Genomic DNA, 18,261 nt, shown 5'->3' with positions numbered 1-18,261 from the left:
CGACGAAAGAAATAAAGGGAGGAGGGCGAGCGGAAGCGCTCAGAGACTTAAATGCGTCTTGTAGACGTTTTTTAATTCTAGCATAGGCCGATTCGCGCTTGAGCGAGCGATCGGCGGCTTGACGGCGGACGTGTTGCCGGTTGACAACACGTCCGCGGAACTGCCTGTATTACAGGTGGCTGTCCAGGAATGCGGTGAGCTGCGACTTCGACAGCGCGCCGACCTTCTGCGCGGCGGCCGCGCCATTCTTGAACAGGATCAGCGTCGGGATGCCGCGCACGCCGAACTTGGCGGGCGTCGCCTGGTTGTCGTCGACGTTGATCTTCGCGATCTGCAGCTTGTCGCCGTAGTCCTTCGCGACTTCGTCGAGGATCGGGGCGATCATCTTGCACGGGCCGCACCATTCGGCCCAGAAATCGACGAGCACGGGCTTGTCGGACTTGACGACGTCCTGTTCGAACGATGCGTCGCTGATGTGTTTGATCTGTTCGCTCATTGGGTCAATACCTCTTACGGTTCGGGGACTGCCTGCTTGCGCGTTGCGGCGTACCGGCCGCCGTTGGCAGCCGGCCGCTGCGGCAGGTCACTCCGCTCTCCGGAAAGGAGGGGTGTAAGCGCTGCATGCCGCGGCTCGCGGGTCGTTCGGGCGTCATATTAGCCTAAATTGCTATCTGCTGCGGGCGGCGATAGTAGCCGCTACGCGAGTAGGGGTACGGCGCGCCGTTCGACCGTTGTGTCCAGCAGGTGGAGGCCGGCCCGCGAATTACAAGGGGTGGGCGCGCATGCAATTCGATGCGCGTGATCGTCGTGCGGCCCGATGCGCGGCGGTTTGCCTGGTCATATTCGCATTGGTGCGAACAAACGGTCGCATTCATCCGGAAGCGGTGATAGAATATGCCGTGACGGGCCTCCTCGCATGGTGGGGCGGTGAACCTGGTCAGGTCGGGAACGAAGCAGCCACAATCGTTTTCCGCCAGTGCCGAGGGTTGGGCTCGTCACCTTCCTTCTCGCCCCGTTCGCCGGGCGTTTTTTATTTCTGCACCACACTCCGTTTTACCTGCGCGTTGCCTGTCTTCCGCACCGTTTCGCGTGTCGGCGCGACGCAGCGTTACTGATACAATTTCCCGATGACCTATCAAGTTCTCGCACGCAAGTGGCGTCCGAAGGATTTCGCTTCGCTCGTCGGCCAGGAGCACGTCGTCAGGGCGCTCACGCACGCGCTCGACGGCGGGCGTCTCCATCACGCCTATCTGTTTACCGGAACCCGCGGTGTCGGCAAGACGACACTGTCGCGGATTTTCGCCAAGGCGCTCAACTGTGAAACCGGCGTCACGTCGCAGCCGTGCGGCGTGTGTCGGGCCTGTCGAGAGATCGACGAAGGGCGTTTCGTCGATTACGTCGAGATGGATGCCGCGAGCAACCGCGGCGTCGATGAAATGGCCGCGCTGCTCGAGCGTGCCGTGTACGCGCCCGTCGATGCGCGCTTCAAGGTCTACATGATCGACGAAGTGCACATGCTGACGAATCACGCGTTCAACGCGATGCTGAAGACGCTCGAGGAGCCGCCGCCGCACGTCAAGTTCATCCTTGCGACGACCGATCCGCAGAAAATCCCCGTCACCGTGCTGTCGCGCTGCCTGCAGTTCAACCTGAAGCAGATGCCGGCCGGGCACATCGTGTCGCATCTCGAACGGATTCTCGGCGAAGAGCACATTACGTTCGAGTCGCAGGCGCTGCGCCTGCTCGCGCGTGCGGCGCAGGGCAGCATGCGCGACGCGCTGTCCCTCACCGACCAGGCGATCGCCTACTCGGCAAACGAGGTGACCGAGTCGGCCGTGTCGGGCATGCTCGGTGCGCTCGACCAGACTTACATGGTGCGTCTGCTCGACGCGCTTGCAGCGGGCAGCGGCCCGGAAATCCTTGCGATTGCCGACGAGATGTCGCTGCGCAGCCTGTCGTTCTCGACCGCGCTTCAGGATCTCGCGAGCCTGCTGCACCGGATCGCGTGGGCGCAGTTCGCGCCAGGCTCGGTGCTCGACGAGTGGCCCGAAGCGGGCGACCTGCGCCGCTTCGCGGAGACGCTGAGCCCCGAGCAGGTCCAGCTGTTCTATCAGATCGCGACGGTCGGTCGCGCGGAACTCGGCCTGGCGCCGGACGAGTACGCCGGCTTCACGATGACGCTGCTGCGGATGCTCGCGTTCGAGCCGGCTGTTGCAGCCGGCAGTGCGCCGGGCGGCCAGCCTTCCGTGCCGCGTGCGGTGCCGGGTCCGCGCATTGCGGCGGCAACGGCTGCTGCGGCGAAGCCGGTATCGGCCGCACCTGCCGAGGCAGCGCGGCCGCAGGCTGCCGCAACGGCTGCGCCCGCGGCGCCGGTTGTGCGCTCGGCGCCGGTGCAGTCGGGCGACGAAATGGCCCGGCCGGCCGCGAAGCCGGCTGCCGTCCAGGTAACCGCACCGGCTCCGGTTGGCGCGCCAGTTGTCGAAACGCCGCAGCCGCATCCGGCCGCAGCGCTGCAAGCAGAGTCGCAAGCAGAGTCGCAAGCAGAGCCGGCCGGCGAAAAGCCGACACCCGTCCGCAATGAACCCAAGCCGCCCACTGCCGTTGCGCAGCGTAGCGACGAACCGGCTGCGCCGGCCGAACCGGTGCCGCGCGCTGCGCCGCCCGAGCCCGCCGCGCGTCCGGCAGCGCGTTCCGGAGGAGCCGCCGCCGCGCTCGACGTGCTGCGTAACGCGGGGATGCGTGTGTCGTCCGACCGCGGGCGCGCAGGCGTTGCCGCGAAACCGGCAGCCCAGCCGGCCGCCGAGAAGCCGGCCGCACCGCGTCCCGCCGCCGTACAGGTGCCGACGCCGCGCGCTGCGGCCCGTGCGCCGCAAGCGGCCGATTCGCGCCAGGCCTCGCCGCCGTGGGAGGACATCCCGCCGGACGACTACGTGCCGCTCAGCGCCGACGAGATGTTTGGCGGCCCGCCCGACGATGGCTTCGTACCGGTATTCGACAGCGGCCCCGACGACGTGCGCGTGACGCCGAAGCCGGCGGAAACGCGTCCGTCCGCACCGGTCGACACGCGTCCGCTGCCGCCCGCGATCACGCTCGATCCAGTCGGCTTCGACGGCGAATGGCCGGCGCTCGCCGCGCGGCTGCCGCTCAAGGGTGTCGCGTACCAGCTCGCGTTCAACAGCGAGCTGACGGCGGTCGATGCGACGACGTTGAAACTTTCCGTGCCGGTGCCGCAATATGCCGACGCCGCGCAGGTGGCGAAGCTGAAGGCCGCGCTGGCCGATGCGCTCGGCAAGCCGGTCGAGGTGGCGGTCGAAGTCGGGCCCGCACGGCGTACGGCGGCGGCACTCGATGCGGCCGCGCGCGCGGCACGCCAGCGTGAGGCCGAGCAGGAGATTCACGGCGATCCGTTCGTCCAGCAGCTCGTGCGCGACTTCGGTGCGCGCATCGTCGAGGGTTCGGTGCGCCCGCTCGCCGACGCGGCGCCGGACGGCCCGCCGCCGACGCTGCATTGAACTGACCGCCCCGCGACAGGCACAATCACGCCCACACATTGACCGGCACGCGCCGCGTGCCGGTTTTCACACGATCAAGAAGGAGTATTCCCATGTTGAAAGGCAACCTCGCCGGACTGATGAAGCAAGCGCAGCAAATGCAGGAAAACATGAAGAAGATGCAGGAGCAGCTTGCGCTGATCGAAGTCGAAGGGCAGTCGGGCGCCGGTCTCGTCAAGGTGACGATGACGTGCCGCAACGAAGTGCGTCGCGTGTCGATCGACCCGAGCCTGCTCGCGGACGACAAGGACATGCTCGAGGACCTGGTCGCGGCTGCGTTCAACGACGCCGTGCGCAAGGCCGAAGCGACGTCGCAGGAAAAGATGAGCGGCATGACGTCGGGCCTGCCGCTGCCCCCGGGCTTCAAGCTGCCGTTCTGAGCGCGGCGTCCGTGCCACTTTTTGCCGCCGTATGAAACAGCCGTCCGCCCTGTCCGCTCTCGTCGAAGCGTTGCGCGTGCTGCCCGGCGTCGGGCCGAAATCCGCCCAGCGCATGGCGGTCCACCTGATGCAGCACGATCGCGAAGGCGCGGAGCGGCTCGGCCGGTCGCTGCTGTTCGCGACCGAGCACCTGCAGCACTGCGAGAAGTGCAACACGTTCACCGAAGCGCAGATCTGCGAGGTCTGCAGCGACGAAGAGCGTGATCCGACGCTGCTGTGCGTCGTCGAGACGCCCGCCGACCAGATCATGCTCGAGCAGACGATGACTTACCGCGGGCTGTATTTCGTGCTGATGGGGCGGCTGAGCCCGCTCGACGGGATCGGCCCGAAGGAAATCCATTTCGACCGCCTCGTGCGGCGAGCGTCCGACGGGGTCGTCAAGGAAGTCGTGCTCGCGACCAACTTCACGAACGAGGGCGAAGCCACCGCGCACTACCTCGGCCAGACGCTGAAGGCGCGCGGGCTTGCGGTCACGCGCCTCGCGCGCGGCGTGCCGGTGGGCGGCGAGCTCGAATATGTCGATGCGGGTACCATCGCCCGCGCGATGCTCGATCGCCGCACGATGTAAGTCGGGCGCCGCCGGTCGGCGGCGCCGTTCCTCATGCCAGGGAGACACATGAGCACCAGCCAGGGCCCGCTCGCGGGCGTCAAAGTGCTCGAATTCGGAACGCTGATCGCGGGGCCGTTCGCGTCGCGGCTGTTCGCCGAATTCGGCGCGGAAGTGATCAAGATCGAGGATCCGAACGGCGGCGACCCGTTGCGCAAGTGGCGCAAGCTCCACCCGGAGCAGGGCGGCACGTCGCTGTGGTGGTCCGTCCAGGCGCGCAACAAGAAATCGGTCACGCTCAACCTGAAGGCAGACGCCGGCAAGGCGATCGCGCGGCAACTCGCGCGTGAGGCCGACATCGTAATCGAGAATTTCCGCCCGGGCCTGCTGGAAAAGCTCGGGCTCGGCTACGACGTGCTGTCGGCCGAGAACCCGGGCCTCGTGATGGTGCGCCTGTCCGGCTACGGGCAGACGGGCCCGTACCGCGACCGGCCCGGCTTCGGCGCGATCGCCGAATCGATGGGCGGGCTGCGTCACATCACCGGATATCCCGACCTGCCGCCGCCGCGCATCGGCATCTCCATCGGCGATTCGATCGCCGCGCTGCACGGCGTGATCGGCGCGCTGATGGCATTGCATCACCGCAAGGTCAACGGCGGTGCGGGGCAGGTGGTCGACGTTGCATTGTATGAAGCCGTCTTCAACATGATGGAAAGCGTGGTGCCCGAATACGGCGTGTACGGGATGGTGCGCGAGCGCACCGGCGCGTCGCTGCCGGGTATCGTGCCGTCGAACACGTATGCATGCCGCGACGGCAGCATCGTGATCGGCGGCAACAGCGACCCGATCTTCAAGCGGCTGATGAAGGCGATCGAGCGCGACGACCTCGCCGACGATCCCGCGCTCGCGCAAAACGACGGGCGCGTGCCGCGCACGCAGGAGATCGACGACGCGATTGCCGCGTGGCTCGCACCGCGCACGATCGATGAAGCGCTTGTCGTGCTCAACGCGGCCGATGTGCCGGCCGGTCGCATCTACAGCGCCGCCGACATGTTCACCGATCCGCAGTTCGTCGCGCGGCAGATGATCCAGCGCTTCAAGCTGGCCGACGGCACCGACATTCCGCTGCCGAACATCACGCCGAAGCTGTCGGATACGCCCGGCGAAACGCGTTGGCTCGGGCCCGAACTCGGCGAGCACACGGACGAGGTGCTGCGCGGCCTCGGCTACGATGTGCAGGCGATCGCGGCACTGCGCGACGCGGGCGCGATTTGAGCGCTCCCGGGCCTGTCGCCGCGTGCCAGGCTCCCCGAAGGGAGCATTCCCCAAGGGGGCTCCTTCGGCGGCGGAAAACCCGGGGCGGCTCGGCGTTTTCCTGAGCGCGCGGAACGCCGCCGCGCAACGCGGCGGCGCAGCGTGCACGGGTGCCCGCAACGGTCCATCCGCAGTCGCCGGACTGTCGCTCTCGCGCCATCTTTCCTCGGTTACAATCGCCGGATGCGAATCCTACTCAGCAACGACGACGGCTATCTCGCCCCCGGTCTCGCCGCGCTCAGCGACGCGCTGCAGCCGCTGGCCGAGCTCACGGTGATCGCGCCCGAGCAGAACTGCAGCGGCGCGTCGAATTCCCTCACGTTGTCGCGGCCGCTGTCGGTGCAGCGTGCGGCGAGTACGGGTTTCTTCTACGTGAACGGCACGCCGACCGATTCGGTGCACGTCGCGTTGACAGGGATGGCCGACGCCAGGCCGGATCTCGTCGTTTCCGGGATCAACAACGGCCAGAACATGGGCGAAGACACGCTCTATTCGGGGACAGTTGCAGCCGCCACCGAAGGCATCATGTTCGGCGTGCCGGCCATTGCGTTTTCGCTGGCCGACAAGGGCTGGGCCTATCTGGCGGACGCGGCGCGCGTCGCCGGGGAAATCGTCGCGCACTACCTCGCGCATCCGCTGCCGGGACAACCGCTGTTGAACGTCAACATTCCGAACCTGCCTTACGACGAACTGAAAGGCTGGAAGGTCACGCGTCTCGGCAAGCGTCACCCGTCGCAGCCGGTGATTCGCCAGACCGACCCACGCGGTGAACCGATCTACTGGATCGGCGCGGCGGGCGAAGCGCTGGACGCCAGCGAAGGCACCGATTTTCACGCGGTGGCAAACGGTTTCGTGTCGATCACGCCGCTGCAGCTGGACCTCACGCACACGCAGATGCTGCCCGCGACGCGCGAATGGGCGAGCGCCGGAGGGCGGGCTTCATGAGCGGCGAGCGCGCGAAGCGGTTCCCGCTCGCGCTCGAGGATCTCAAGCGAGCGCCACGCAAGTCGGAAGGTCGGGCCGGCGAACGCCATGCGGCGGTCGCGGTATCGAAGGCCGCCGACAAGCCCGCGGCCGTGCTGAAACCGGTTGCGGTGAAACCTGCTGCGGTGCGAACAGCATTGCCCGGTTCCGCCGCTGCGAAGCCCGCGACCGCACCGAAGCCGACCGCGCTGAAGCCCGCGATGCCGAAACCGGCTGCGCCGAGCGTCGCGCCGGCCGGCGCGTTCGCGCTCACGTCGGAACGCGTGCGCGAGCGGATGGTCGAACGATTGCGCGCGAACGGCGTGACCGACGCGCGCGTGCTGGACGCGATGGCCGCGGTGCCGCGCCACCTGTTCGTGGATCCGGGGCTCGCGACGCAGGCCTACGAGGATTCGGCGTTGCCGATCGGCCACCAGCAAACCATTTCCAAGCCGTCGGTTGTCGCGCGCATGATCGAGCTCGCGATGGCCGGCCGCACACTCGAGCGCGTGCTCGAGATCGGCACGGGCTGCGGCTATCAGGCCGCCGTGCTGAGCCACGTGGCACGCGACGTGTATTCGATTGAACGCATCAAGCCGCTCTACGAGCGCGCGAAGCTGAACCTGCGGCCGCTGCGCGTGCCGAACATCCGTCTGCACTACGGCGACGGGCGTGTCGGCCTGCCGTCCGCGGCCCCGTTCGACGCGATCGTGATCGCGGCGGCAGGGCTTGACGTGCCGCAGGCGCTGCTCGAGCAGCTCGCGATCGGCGGGCGGCTCGTCGCGCCGGTCGGCGCGCAGAGCGGGCAGCACCAGGTGCTCACGCTCGTCGAGCGCGTCGCGCACGCGCAATGGCGAGAGTCACGGCTTGATCGCGTTTTCTTTGTCCCTTTAAAATCCGGAGTAATTTGAAACCGATGAGTATGTTGCGCGCGATGCAAAACAACCGATCCAGGGAACCGCTCACGCTCGCCCAGCGCGCGATCTGCGTAGCTGCGTTCTCCACGCTACTGGCCGCCTGTGCGACGCGGCTCGACAACGCGCCCGTCGTCGATCGCTCCGGTTCGCTCGGCACGACTGCCGCCGCGCAGCCCGCGGTGCCGCTTCCGCCGGCGCCGCCGGGTTACTACCGGGTGAAGCCGGGCGACACGCTGTACCGGATCGCACTCGAAAACGGGCAGAACTATCGCGACATCGCCGCGTGGAACAACCTGGCGAACCCGAATCAGATTGAAGTCGACCAGCTGCTGCGCGTTTCGCCGCAGGCCGGTGCCGCCGTGGCGGGCACGCAGGTCGCCGCGCCGATCGCGGGCGCCGCCGTTGCTACCGCGCCGCTCAGCAGCGGCCCGGCAACGCCGGCCGCCGGTACGTCGTCCTCGGTTGCGACACCGCCTGCCGCGGCAGGCGCATCGAGCGACACGGCAGCTGCGCCGAGTGGCCCCGTGACGTTCGCGTGGCCCGCGCGCGGCCCCGTGCTGAACGGGTTCGACGACGCGAAGAACAAGGGCGTCAATATCGGCGGTACGGCCGGCGAGGCCGTGAAGGCGGCAGCCGACGGCCGCGTCGTCTATTCCGGCAATGGCCTGCGTGGCTACGGCAACCTCATTATCATCAAACACGATGCAACTTACCTCACGGCGTATGCACACAATCGCGCTTTGATGGTAAAAGAGGGGGACGCGGTAACGAAGGGGCAGAAGATTGCCGAGATGGGTAACAGCGACTCCGACCGCGTGATGCTGCATTTCGAGGTTCGCCGGCAGGGTAAACCTGTCGATCCGCTGAAGTATTTGCCGCCTCAATAACCGAGACGACCATGCCGAAATCGAAGCGCCACGAGCCGCAAGCCGAGTCTGAGAAGATCAGTCGTGCCACGCAAGCATCGGTGGGGCGAGCGGGTGCTTCGACGGACGACGATGACGACAGCGCGGATAACGAACGCGATCTCGAGGCGCGCGACGCCGAGGCGGACGGCGGCGACGACGAGCGCGAAGGCCGCGCCGAGGCGGCGCCGGATGTCGACGATTTCCGCACGATGCTACAGGCCGAACTCACGGCCGACACGATCCAGCATTACCTGAACCGTATCAGTGTGAAGCCGCTGCTCACCGTCGAGGAGGAGCAGCGCTATTCGCGTCTGGCCAAGGCCGGTGAATTCGAGGCGCGGCAGGTGATGATCGAGCGCAACCTGCGCCTCGTCGTCAGCATTGCGAAGGGGTATCTGAACCGTGGGGTACCGCTGCTCGACCTGATCGAGGAGGGCAACCTCGGCCTGATGCACGCGATCGAAAAATTCGACCCGACGCGCGGCTTCCGTTTTTCGACCTACGCGACGTGGTGGATCCGGCAGAGCATCGAGCGGGCGATCATGAACCAGGCCCGCACGGTGCGCCTGCCCGTGCACGTGATCCGCGAACTGAACCAGGTGCTGCGCGCGAAGCGCCACCTCGAAAAGAATTCGATGTCGACGGGCGAAGCGGCCGAGCGCCGCGAAGCCAGCATCGACGACATCGCCTATCTCACCGGCAAGACCGCCGAAGAAGTCACCGACATCCTCGCGCTCAACGAGCACACGGCGTCGCTCGACGCGCCGCTCGACCTCGATCCCGCGAGCAGCCTGCTCGACCTGCTGCCCGACGACCAGAGCCAGTCGCCCGACGCCGAAGTGCAGCACCGCGAGCTCGAGACGCTGACCCGCGCGTGGCTGTCGCGGCTGTCCGACAAGCATCGGCACGTGATCGAGCGCCGCTTCGGCCTGAACCACATCGAACCGGCGACGCTCGAGGAGCTTGCCGACGAGATGGGGCTCACGCGCGAGCGCGTGCGCCAGATCCAGCAGGAAGCGCTGGTGCGCCTCAAGCGGTTTTTTGCCTCCAACGGCGTGCGCAAGGACGCCGTTCTGTAACAGATGACTCCGATTCTTGTTTTTGACATCGAGACGATTCCCGATGTCGACGGCATTCGCCGTCTGGAAGACCTGCCCGCGACGCTCGACGATGCCGCGGTGGCTGAACATGCGTTCGCCGCCCGCCGCGAGAAGACCGGCGGCGATTTCCTGCCGCACCACCTGCAGCGCATCGCGGCGATCTCGTGCGTGTTCCGTGACAACAACGGTTTTCGCGTACGCTCGCTCGGCACGGCGCAGGACAACGAAGCGACGCTGATCCAGTCGTTCTACCGCGTGATCGAGAAATACACGCCGCAGCTCGTGTCGTGGAACGGCGGCGGCTTCGATCTGCCGGTGCTCCATTACCGCGCGCTCGTGCATGGCATTCCCGCGACCCGCTACTGGGATCTGGGCGAGGACGACCGCGATTTCAAGTGGAACAACTACATCTCGCGCTATCACTCGCGGCATACCGACCTGATGGACGTGCTCGCGATGTATCAGGCGCGCGCGAACGCGCCGCTCGACGCGCTTGCGAAGATGTGCGGCTTTCCGGGCAAGCTCGGGATGGATGGCAGCCAGGTGTGGCCGGCGTTCCAGGACGGGCGGATCGAGGAAATCCGCAACTACTGCGAAACCGACGTCGTCAATACCTACCTGCTGTACTGCCGGTTCCAGTTGATGCGTGGCGGCCTGACGCCGAGCGAGTATGCGGACGAGATCCTGCTTGTGAAGAACTCGCTTGCACAGGAGCCTGCGTCGCACTGGGCCGAATACCTGGCTGGCTTCGACGCGTAGCGCGTGCGGGCTGCGCCGCGGCCGGCACGATCAATCGAGTTCGAGCAGTACCGGCTGGTGATCCGACGCGCGGACGTCGCCGTCGATGTCGCAGTGCATGACGCGCGGCAGCAGCGTATCGGTCACGAATACGAAGTCGCACGCGAGCGGCCCCTCCGACCATTGCACCGTATCGTAGACGCCCGCCGTTGGCGGTGGTGAGCGGCCGGGGTGCCGTTCGACCCACGCGTCGACGAAGCGCGGCGCGTCTGCGATCGGCTCCAGGAATCGACAATAGGCATCGCTGCCGAACGCGCTGTTGAAATCGCCGCAGACGATCGCATCGCACGGCTGGCCAGTCGCGCTGAACGGCCCCTCAACGGTTTCGGCAGGTGCCGGTCGTGCCGCGTGCGCGCAGGCCTCGCGGTGCCGGTCACGTAGCGCGTCGACCTGAGCGAGCCGCTGGCGCGCCGAATAGTATTCCAGATGCGTGGTGACCACGCGCAGTGGTCCGAAGGGTGTCTGCAACTCGACGTCGAGCGCGACGCGCGGCATCGACGGCGCGCCGGCGTCTGCCGGCCACGGCAGTAACTGGCGGAGCACGCGCCCGACCGGCAGCCGGGTCGCGATCGCATTGCCGAACTGGCGGCGCGGTGCGCCGGCTTCGATGGCCGGCAGGTCGGCGCCGATCGCTTCGACGATCGTATGGCAGGGCAGCAGCGCTGCGAGTTCGGCGAACTGGTCGGTGCCGGGCCGGCCGGGCAATGCGCCGAAGCCGCGCGTGACTTCCTGCAGGCACAGCACGTCGAAGTCGCCGAGCCTGCGGATCGCAGCGACGGTCCGCGAAAGATCGACGACGCCGTTCGCGTCCCGACCCCATTGGATGTTCCAGTCGATCAGTCGCATGGTCGAATCTCCTGCCGGGCGGATTCCGGGTCGGGGGCGGCTCCCGATCGGCTCCACTGCCTGCGCCGGCCGTGGGCGCTCCCCGGGCTGCCTGCCGGGCCGTTCCGGCGCAATGCCGGGCCGTCTATGCTTAAGTATCGACGCTTGCCTCATGCAAAGCGGGCGATGCGAGCCTTCGTCGTCTACAATCTCGCCTTCTTCAACGTTTGTCAGGAAAAGCTGGTGTCCGAAGCCGTCCCCACTTCTGCGCGCAAATCAAGAAATGCGCCCGTCGCGCCCGGAATCGCCCCGGTTCTCGAGATCGAATCGCTCGACATGGAAGCGCGCGGTGTCGGCCGCACGATCACCGAGGACGGCGAGCCGGGCAAGGTCATCTTCGTCGAGGGGGCGCTGCCGGGCGAGCGCGTGACCTATTCGAGCTACCGCCGCAAGCCGAGCTACGAGCAGGCGACGGTTGTCGATATTCTGCGCCCGAGCGTGATGCGCACGAAGCCGAAATGCGCGTTCTTCGGCACCTGCGGTGGCTGCTCGATGCAGCATCTCGATATGCGCGCACAGGTGGCGGTCAAGCAGCGCGTGCTCGAAGACAATCTGTGGCACCTGGCGAAGCTGCGCGCTGAAACGATGTTCGCGCCGATCCACGGCCCGTCGTGGGGCTATCGCTACCGTGCACGCCTGACCGTGCGCAACGTCGCAAAGAAGGGCGGCGTGCTGGTCGGGTTCCATGAGAAGAAGAGCAGCTACGTTGCCGACATGACGAGCTGCGAAGTGCTGCCTCCGCACGTGTCGGCGATGCTGGTGCCGCTGCGCCGGCTCGTCGAGGGGCTGTCGATTCGCGATCGGATGCCGCAGATCGAGCTCGCGGTCGGCTCGGAAGTCACGGCCCTCGTGCTGCGTGTGCTGGAGCCGATCAACACCGACGACGAAGCGTTGCTGCGCGCGTTCGCGGATGAGCACAAGGTGCAGTTCTGGCTGCAGCCGAAGGGCCCTGATACGGTGACGCCGTTCTATCCGCTCGACGTGTCGCTCGACTACACGCTGCCGGAATTCGGTATCCGCATGCCGTTCAAGCCGACCGACTTCACGCAGGTCAACCATCAGATCAACCGCGTGCTGGTGGGCCGCGCGCTGCGTCTGCTCGCGCCGTCGCGCGACGACCGCGTGCTCGACCTGTTCTGCGGAATCGGCAACTTCACGTTGCCGCTCGCGCGGCTGTCGCGCGAGGTGATGGGCATCGAGGGCAGCGACACGCTGACGACGCGTGCACTGGCGAACGCGCGCGAGAACGGTGTCGACGGCCACACGACGTTCGCGTGCCGGAACCTGTTCGAGGTGACGGGTGACGACCTCCGTGCGCTCGGCGCATTCGACAAGTTCCTGATCGACCCGCCGCGCGAAGGCGCGCTCGCGGTGTCGAAGGCGCTGGCCGAGATCGCGCAAAGCGGTGAAGGCCCGCTGCCGAAGCGCATCGTCTATGTGTCGTGCAACCCGTCGACGCTGGCGCGCGACGCGGGCCTGCTCGTGCACGAGGCCGGCTACCGCCTGAAGGGCGCGGGTGTCGTGAACATGTTCCCGAATACGTCGCACGTCGAATCGATCGCGCTGTTCGAACGCGACTGATCCCCGGGCGGCGGACGTAAAAAAACCGGCCCGCGGGCCGGTTTTTCATGATGCATGGCGAACGTCAGTTGCGGTTGCCGCCGAAGATGCCGAGCAGTGCGAGCAGGTTCGTGAACACGTTGTACAGGTCGAGGTAGATCGCGAGTGTCGCCGAAATGTAGTTCGTCTCGCCGCCGTTCACGACGCGCTGGACGTCGAACAGCATGTACGCGGAGAAGATCGCGATCGCGAGCACCGACACGGTAAGCATCAGTGCCGGCAGTTGCAGGAAGATGTTCGCGACCGACGCGAGCAGGATCACGATCACGCCCATGAACAGCCACTTGCCGAGACCCGAGAAATCGCGCTTGCTGACGGTGGCGATCGTCGCCATCGTGGCGAAGATGATGCCGGTGCCGCCGAACGCGAGCATGATCAGCGACGGGCCGTTCGAGAAGCCGAGGATGAAGCTCAGCAGCCGCGACAGCATCAGGCCCATGAAGAACGTGAAGCCGAGCAGCACGAACACGCCGGCCGCGCTGTTTTTCGTCCGCTCGATCGCGAACATGAAGCCGAACGCAATCGCGAAGAACGCGAGCAGGCTCATCATCGGGCTCGTGGCCGCGAACAGCGAGAAGCCTGTCGCGACGCCGACCCAGGCGCCCAGCACGGTCGGCACCATCGACAGCGCGAGTAGCCAGTACGTGTTTCGCAGCACGCGGTTGCGAACCTCGGCGGTGCTGACGGAACCGCCGCGGCCGAAATTGTACGGATAGTCGTTCATGGTTTCTCCTAACATTGAACGCGTGGGCGTCCGGGGCCGGTTCGGCACACGCGGTGTGCGGCGCAGCAAACCGGAGCAGCTATGGCTAAGATACGTTCCGTGCCGGGAGGTTTCAATGGCCGTGCGGCACAAAACATATAGATTCGGAACCTTTCGCGTGTGTAAGGGTTCAATCGCAATGATACACGGGATCGTGCTACAATAGCGGATTCATTTGAACCTGTAACTTCTTAATTTCTTGGAGTTTTTATGGCAATCGAGCGCACCCTGTCGATCATCAAGCCGGATGCGGTGGCAAAGAACGTGATCGGCCAGATCTACAGCCGTTTCGAAGGCGCCGGCCTGAAGATCGTCGCATCGCGCATGGCACACCTGTCGCGTGCTGACGCAGAGAAGTTCTACGCGGTTCACGCAGCGCGTCCGTTCTTCAAGGACCTCGTCGATTTCATGATCTCGGGCCCGGTGATGATCCAGGTTCTGGAAGGTGAAGGCGCGATCCTGAAGAACCGTGACCTGATGGGCGCAACGGATCCGAAGAAGGCAGAAAAGGGCACGATCCGCGCCGATTTCGCCGACAGCATCGACGCGAACGCCGTTCACGGCTCGGACGCTGCAGAAACGGCAGCGGTCGAAGTCGCGTTCTTCTTCCCGGAAATGAACGTTTACTCGCGTTAAGCCCTGGCTGACAGCAAGTAGGCAGGATCCAGCGCACGCGGCAAGGCAGCACATCATGACGAGCGAAACTTCCGTCAATCTTCTCGACTTCGATGCCGAGGGTCTTGTCGCGTACTGCGGCAGCCTCGGCGAGAAGCCGTTCCGCGCCAAGCAGTTGCAGCGCTGGATCCATCAGTACAACGCTGGCGATTTCGACGGCATGACCGATCTCGCGAAGTCCTTGAGAGAGAAACTCAAGGGCCGCGCGTCGATCGGCATGCCCGAGATCGCCAGCGATCACGTTTCCGCCGACGGCACGCGCAAGTGGCTGATCGACGTCGGAAACGGCAATGCGGTCGAAACCGTGTTCATCCCGGAAGAGACGCGCGGCACGCTGTGCGTGTCGTCGCAAGCCGGGTGTGCGGTCAACTGCCGCTTCTGTTCGACGGGCAAGCAGGGCTTTTCCCGCAACCTGTCGACAGCCGAAATCATCGGCCAGCTCCGCATGGCCGAATTTGCATTGCGAGCGTCGCTGGGCCGCGCGCCCGGCCCGAACGGCAAGGCCGAACGGGTCGTCACCAACGTGGTGATGATGGGCATGGGCGAGCCGCTGCTGAATTACAGCGCAGTCGTGCCGGCGATGCGGCTGATGCTCGACGACAATGCGTACGGCCTGTCGCGCCGCCGCGTCACGCTGTCGACGTCCGGCGTGGTGCCGATGATGGACCGTCTCGGTGCCGAGCTGCCGGTTGCGCTGGCCGTTTCGCTGCACGCGCCGAACGATGCGCTGCGCGACGAGCTGGTGCCGCTCAACAAGAAGTATCCGCTGCGCGAGCTGATGGCGGCTTGCCAGCGTTATCTGAAAGTCGCGCCGCGCGACTTCATTACTTTCGAATACTGCATGCTGGACGGCGTCAACGACACCGAAGCGCATGCGCGCGAATTGCTGGCCGTCACGCGCGACGTGCCGTGCAAGTTCAATCTGATCCCGTTCAATCCGTTTCCGGAATCGGGCCTCATCCGCTCGAAGCCGGAGCAGATCAAGCGCTTCGCACAGGTCCTCATCGACGCGGGTGTCGTCACGACCGTGCGCAAGACGCGCGGCGACGACATCGATGCCGCGTGCGGCCAGCTGGCCGGCGCGGTGAAGGATCGCACGCGCCTTGCGGAACGAACGGGTACTGCAGGAAAAATCATCGAAGTTCGGGCAGTTTGACAGGAATGCCTGGCCGGGGATGCCAGGGCCTGTTGGCGGTACAACACGCGAATAGCGATCGGTCGCGGCGCCTCGGCGTCGCGCATGGTATGGACAGTTGCGGGTGCCGGCCGGCGGGAGCCGATGGCGGCCGCCAGTGAAGAAGAATCGACGCGAGGACAAGGATGAGTGAGCCGCAGCCGTCTAACGGCGCAGAGACGAATGGCGCGAAGCCGGCACCGGCAGGGTTGGAATCGCTTGCGGCGGTCGGCAGCCGGCTGGCGCAGCTTCGGGAGACAAGGGGGTGGACCGTCGACGACGTGTCGGCGCGACTCAAGGTCGCACCGCAGAAGCTCCGGGCGCTCGAGGCGGGTGACATCAGCCATTTGCCTGGCGTCACGTTCGCGCTCGGCGTCGTGCGCAGCTACGCGAAGATGCTAGGCGTCGATCCGGAACCGTTCGCGCAGGCGTTGCGTCGTGAGCGCGGGGTGCCGGAAGTCGACCTGTCGATGCCCGCGTCGTCGGGGACGGATCTGCCGCGCGGCCGCGTGTCGATTCCGCTGGGCGGGTCGTCGCGGCATCATCCGTGGCTGTGGGGCACGGCGATCGTCGTGGTCGCGGTGGTTGCAGTACTGATGTGGCACACTGGCGGCGATTCGTCGAGCCTGCTCGCGCGCTTCAAGAGCGGCGACGCGGAGCATGCGTCGGCCGCGAGCGTACCGGCGGCGGCATCCTCGTCATCCGTCGAAGAGGCGGCCTCGAGCGGCGCGTCTGCCGTGATTGCGAATGAGGTTCCGGCCCCGGTTGCTGCATCCGCAGCCCCGGCGCCGGCAATTGCATCGGCTGTTCCGGCGCCCGCGCCGGTGGCGCCGGTCGTGACGGCGGCCGCGTCGCAGCCCGTCGTGGCAACGACGGCGACAAGCGCCGCCGCGCCGGCTCAGCCGGCGAGCGTCGCGGTTGCGGCTGGCCAGTCGATGGTGGAACTGAAGGTCAAGCAGGACAGCTGGTTCAGCGTGCGCGACAAGAACGGCAAGGAGCTGTTCTCCGGGCTGGTGCGGGGCGGCGAGGCGAAGCAGGTCGCGGGCGATGGGCCGTTCAAGGTCACGATCGGCAACAAGGCAGGCCTCGACGCAGTTGCGTTCGACGGGAAACCCGTCGATCCGGCAAAATATTCGGCAGCGCGGGGTAACGTGGCGCGGTTCACGTTGCCCTGACGTCAAGCGCCGTGGCGAAGGCCTGTCGTCGATATCGGCAGGCCGTGAGGGCACGGCGCTTTTTCAATTCATGCGCCGCGTCGCGGCGCATTCCGCGTAAATGGATCTATCGATGCAATCCGAAGCTCAATCCCCACGCAGCAGTCAGATTTGTTCAACCGAGCCGGTGTTCGGCGGGCATCAGCCGCGCCGCGTATCGCATGCGGTGGATGTCCGCTGGGGCGGGCAGCTCGTGACGATCGGCGGCGACGCGCCGGTGCGCGTGCAGTCGATGACGAATACCGACACGGCCGACGCGATCGGCACGGCGATCCAGATCAAGGAACTCGCGAACGCAGGCTCCGAACTGGTGCGCATCACGGTCAACACGCCCGAGGCCGCGGCCGCCGTGCCGGCGATCCGCGAGCAGCTCGACCGCATGGGCGTGACCGTGCCGCTCGTCGGCGATTTCCACTACAACGGCCACCTGCTGCTGCGCGATTACCCGGGCTGTGCGGAGGCGCTGTCGAAGTACCGGATCAACCCCGGCAACGTCGGCCAGGGCGCGAAACGCGATACGCAGTTCGCGCTGATGATCGAGGCCGCGGCCAAGTACGACAAGGTCGTGCGAATCGGCGTGAACTGGGGCAGCCTCGACCAGGACCTGCTCGCGCGCATGATGGACGAGAACGGTGCACGCTCGCAGCCGTGGGGCGCGCAAAGCGTGATGTACGAGGCGCTGATCCAGTCGGCGATCGGGTCGGCCGAACGTGCGGTCGAACTCGGCCTCGGCCGTGACCGCATCGTACTGTCGTGCAAGGTCAGCGGCGTGCAGGACCTGATCGCCGTGTACCGCGAGCTCGGCCGCCGCTGCGGCTTCGCGCTGCACCTCGGGCTGACCGAAGCCGGCATGGGCTCGAAGGGCATCGTCGCGTCGACGGCCGCACTCGGCGTGCTGCTGCAGGAAGGGATCGGCGACACGATCCGCATCTCGCTGACGCCGGAACCGGGCGCGCCGCGCACGGGCGAAGTGATCGTCGGCCAGGAAATCCTGCAGACGATGGGCCTGCGCTCGTTCGCACCGATGGTGATCGCGTGCCCGGGCTGCGGCCGCACGACGAGCACGCTGTTCCAGGAGCTCGCGATGCAGATCCAGACCTACTTGCGTGAGCAGATGCCGGTCTGGCGCAAGGAGTACCCGGGCGTCGAGAAGATGAACGTCGCGGTGATGGGCTGCATCGTCAACGGCCCGGGTGAGTCGAAGCACGCGAACATCGGCATCAGCCTGCCGGGTTCGGGCGAGAACCCGGCCGCGCCCGTCTTCATCGACGGCGAGAAGGTCAAGACGCTGCGCGGCGAGCGGATCGCCGAGGAATTCCAGCAGATCGTCAGCGACTACGTCGCACGCAATTACGGCCGCACCGAGGCCCTGAACTAATTCGTCCACACACA

General features: G+C 66.4%; 17 protein-coding genes and 1 other RNA gene. 15 read left to right on the top strand and 3 right to left on the bottom strand.

Features of this window, described 5'->3' with window-relative positions; translation table 11 throughout:
• Positions 1 to 169: 169 nt before the first annotated feature.
• The gene (gene trxA, locus ACPTTF_RS09960) at positions 170 to 496 is read right to left on the bottom strand and encodes a thioredoxin TrxA (protein ID WP_006402348.1); all 327 of its coding nucleotides are present in this window, start codon (positions 494 to 496) and stop codon (positions 170 to 172) included.
• A 405-nt stretch (positions 497 to 901) separates the two neighbouring features.
• Between trxA and ffs the strand changes: the two genes are divergently transcribed.
• The 10 genes from ffs (at position 902) to ACPTTF_RS09910 (ending at position 10,499) form a co-directional block, all read left to right on the top strand.
• Positions 902 to 1,000: signal recognition particle sRNA small type (gene ffs, locus ACPTTF_RS09955), an RNA gene on the top strand.
• 127 nt (positions 1,001 to 1,127) lie between these two features.
• Positions 1,128 to 3,512: a DNA polymerase III subunit gamma/tau gene (locus ACPTTF_RS09950; protein WP_423371077.1), complete on the top strand. Its 2,385-nt coding sequence runs from the start codon at positions 1,128 to 1,130 to the stop codon at positions 3,510 to 3,512.
• Positions 3,513 to 3,604: 92 nt separating this feature from the next.
• Positions 3,605 to 3,931 carry a YbaB/EbfC family nucleoid-associated protein gene (locus ACPTTF_RS09945; RefSeq protein ID WP_006482124.1) on the top strand — a complete coding sequence of 109 codons (327 nt, stop codon included), beginning with the start codon at positions 3,605 to 3,607 and terminating at the stop codon, positions 3,929 to 3,931.
• Between the two features lie 31 nt (positions 3,932 to 3,962).
• A complete protein-coding gene (recR, locus tag ACPTTF_RS09940; protein ID WP_006478665.1) occupies positions 3,963 to 4,559 on the top strand; it encodes a recombination mediator RecR in 597 nt (198 codons plus the stop codon).
• 48 nt (positions 4,560 to 4,607) lie between these two features.
• Positions 4,608 to 5,813 (top strand): CaiB/BaiF CoA transferase family protein, encoded by a 1,206-nt coding sequence (locus ACPTTF_RS09935; RefSeq protein ID WP_166965766.1) that lies wholly within the window; start codon positions 4,608 to 4,610, stop codon positions 5,811 to 5,813.
• Positions 5,814 to 6,035: 222 nt separating this feature from the next.
• Entirely contained in the window at positions 6,036 to 6,797 is a 762-nt protein-coding gene (surE, locus tag ACPTTF_RS09930) for a 5'/3'-nucleotidase SurE (RefSeq protein ID WP_423371076.1), read from the top strand.
• A complete protein-coding gene (locus ACPTTF_RS09925) occupies positions 6,794 to 7,726 on the top strand; it encodes a protein-L-isoaspartate(D-aspartate) O-methyltransferase (protein ID WP_423371075.1) in 933 nt (310 codons plus the stop codon). Before surE ends, ACPTTF_RS09925 begins: the two co-directional genes overlap by 4 nt.
• 5 nt (positions 7,727 to 7,731) lie before the next feature.
• On the top strand, positions 7,732 to 8,619 hold the full coding sequence (locus ACPTTF_RS09920) for a peptidoglycan DD-metalloendopeptidase family protein (RefSeq protein WP_423371074.1): 888 nt from the start codon (positions 7,732 to 7,734) through the stop codon (positions 8,617 to 8,619).
• Positions 8,620 to 8,630: 11 nt separating this feature from the next.
• Positions 8,631 to 9,719, top strand: coding sequence for an RNA polymerase sigma factor RpoS (rpoS, locus tag ACPTTF_RS09915; protein ID WP_166965758.1), 1,089 nt, complete (start codon positions 8,631 to 8,633; stop codon positions 9,717 to 9,719).
• A gap of 3 nt (positions 9,720 to 9,722) precedes the next feature.
• Positions 9,723 to 10,499 carry a 3'-5' exonuclease gene (locus ACPTTF_RS09910; RefSeq protein ID WP_166965756.1) on the top strand — a complete coding sequence of 259 codons (777 nt, stop codon included), beginning with the start codon at positions 9,723 to 9,725 and terminating at the stop codon, positions 10,497 to 10,499.
• A 30-nt stretch (positions 10,500 to 10,529) separates the two neighbouring features.
• On the opposite strand, the gene ACPTTF_RS09905 is transcribed toward ACPTTF_RS09910, so the two are convergent.
• Positions 10,530 to 11,384, bottom strand: a complete 855-nt coding sequence (locus tag ACPTTF_RS09905) for an endonuclease/exonuclease/phosphatase family protein (RefSeq protein WP_423371871.1) — start codon at positions 11,382 to 11,384, stop codon at positions 10,530 to 10,532.
• A 165-nt stretch (positions 11,385 to 11,549) separates the two neighbouring features.
• On the opposite strand from ACPTTF_RS09905, the gene rlmD reads away from it, so the two are divergent.
• Positions 11,550 to 13,004: a 23S rRNA (uracil(1939)-C(5))-methyltransferase RlmD gene (rlmD, locus tag ACPTTF_RS09900; protein WP_208102275.1), complete on the top strand. Its 1,455-nt coding sequence runs from the start codon at positions 11,550 to 11,552 to the stop codon at positions 13,002 to 13,004.
• Positions 13,005 to 13,068: 64 nt separating this feature from the next.
• Here the strand turns inward: rlmD and ACPTTF_RS09895 are convergent, their stop codons facing one another.
• Positions 13,069 to 13,767, bottom strand: a complete 699-nt coding sequence (locus ACPTTF_RS09895; protein WP_006484459.1) for a Bax inhibitor-1/YccA family protein — start codon at positions 13,765 to 13,767, stop codon at positions 13,069 to 13,071.
• Positions 13,768 to 14,016: 249 nt separating this feature from the next.
• On the opposite strand from ACPTTF_RS09895, the gene ndk reads away from it, so the two are divergent.
• The 4 genes from ndk to ispG all read left to right on the top strand — a co-directional run bounded on the left by ndk (position 14,017) and on the right by ispG (position 18,247).
• Positions 14,017 to 14,442, top strand: coding sequence for a nucleoside-diphosphate kinase (gene ndk, locus ACPTTF_RS09890; protein ID WP_011352265.1), 426 nt, complete (start codon positions 14,017 to 14,019; stop codon positions 14,440 to 14,442).
• Between the two features lie 55 nt (positions 14,443 to 14,497).
• A complete protein-coding gene (gene rlmN, locus ACPTTF_RS09885; protein WP_166965750.1) occupies positions 14,498 to 15,637 on the top strand; it encodes a 23S rRNA (adenine(2503)-C(2))-methyltransferase RlmN in 1,140 nt (379 codons plus the stop codon).
• 164 nt (positions 15,638 to 15,801) lie between these two features.
• On the top strand, positions 15,802 to 16,830 hold the full coding sequence (locus ACPTTF_RS09880) for a helix-turn-helix domain-containing protein (protein WP_423371073.1): 1,029 nt from the start codon (positions 15,802 to 15,804) through the stop codon (positions 16,828 to 16,830).
• A 112-nt stretch (positions 16,831 to 16,942) separates the two neighbouring features.
• Entirely contained in the window at positions 16,943 to 18,247 is a 1,305-nt protein-coding gene (ispG, locus tag ACPTTF_RS09875) for a flavodoxin-dependent (E)-4-hydroxy-3-methylbut-2-enyl-diphosphate synthase (RefSeq protein ID WP_166965746.1), read from the top strand.
• The last annotated feature ends 14 nt before the right edge of the window (positions 18,248 to 18,261 follow it).

It is taken from the genome of Burkholderia crassaminum, from assembly GCF_964265005.1.
In the GTDB taxonomy this organism is placed as follows: Bacteria; Pseudomonadota; Gammaproteobacteria; order Burkholderiales; family Burkholderiaceae; genus Burkholderia.
Note: the sequence above shows the minus strand (reverse complement) of the source record. Positions and strands in the feature narration are given on the sequence as shown.

What these genes read in the sequence shown, in the direction of transcription:
- trxA (WP_006402348.1), bottom strand. Translation starts at nt 496, where the DNA reads ATGAGCGAACAGATCAAACACATCAGCGACGCATCGTTCGAACAGGAC.
- ACPTTF_RS09950 (WP_423371077.1), top strand. Translation starts at nt 1,128, where the DNA reads ATGACCTATCAAGTTCTCGCACGCAAGTGGCGTCCGAAGGATTTCGCT.
- ACPTTF_RS09945 (WP_006482124.1), top strand. Translation starts at nt 3,605, where the DNA reads ATGTTGAAAGGCAACCTCGCCGGACTGATGAAGCAAGCGCAGCAAATG.
- recR (WP_006478665.1), top strand. Translation starts at nt 3,963, where the DNA reads ATGAAACAGCCGTCCGCCCTGTCCGCTCTCGTCGAAGCGTTGCGCGTG.
- ACPTTF_RS09935 (WP_166965766.1), top strand. Translation starts at nt 4,608, where the DNA reads ATGAGCACCAGCCAGGGCCCGCTCGCGGGCGTCAAAGTGCTCGAATTC.
- surE (WP_423371076.1), top strand. Translation starts at nt 6,036, where the DNA reads ATGCGAATCCTACTCAGCAACGACGACGGCTATCTCGCCCCCGGTCTC.
- ACPTTF_RS09925 (WP_423371075.1), top strand. Translation starts at nt 6,794, where the DNA reads ATGAGCGGCGAGCGCGCGAAGCGGTTCCCGCTCGCGCTCGAGGATCTC.
- ACPTTF_RS09920 (WP_423371074.1), top strand. Translation starts at nt 7,732, where the DNA reads ATGAGTATGTTGCGCGCGATGCAAAACAACCGATCCAGGGAACCGCTC.
- rpoS (WP_166965758.1), top strand. Translation starts at nt 8,631, where the DNA reads ATGCCGAAATCGAAGCGCCACGAGCCGCAAGCCGAGTCTGAGAAGATC.
- ACPTTF_RS09910 (WP_166965756.1), top strand. Translation starts at nt 9,723, where the DNA reads ATGACTCCGATTCTTGTTTTTGACATCGAGACGATTCCCGATGTCGAC.
- ACPTTF_RS09905 (WP_423371871.1), bottom strand. Translation starts at nt 11,384, where the DNA reads ATGCGACTGATCGACTGGAACATCCAATGGGGTCGGGACGCGAACGGC.
- rlmD (WP_208102275.1), top strand. Translation starts at nt 11,550, where the DNA reads ATGCGAGCCTTCGTCGTCTACAATCTCGCCTTCTTCAACGTTTGTCAG.
- ACPTTF_RS09895 (WP_006484459.1), bottom strand. Translation starts at nt 13,767, where the DNA reads ATGAACGACTATCCGTACAATTTCGGCCGCGGCGGTTCCGTCAGCACC.
- ndk (WP_011352265.1), top strand. Translation starts at nt 14,017, where the DNA reads ATGGCAATCGAGCGCACCCTGTCGATCATCAAGCCGGATGCGGTGGCA.
- rlmN (WP_166965750.1), top strand. Translation starts at nt 14,498, where the DNA reads ATGACGAGCGAAACTTCCGTCAATCTTCTCGACTTCGATGCCGAGGGT.
- ACPTTF_RS09880 (WP_423371073.1), top strand. Translation starts at nt 15,802, where the DNA reads ATGAGTGAGCCGCAGCCGTCTAACGGCGCAGAGACGAATGGCGCGAAG.
- ispG (WP_166965746.1), top strand. Translation starts at nt 16,943, where the DNA reads ATGCAATCCGAAGCTCAATCCCCACGCAGCAGTCAGATTTGTTCAACC.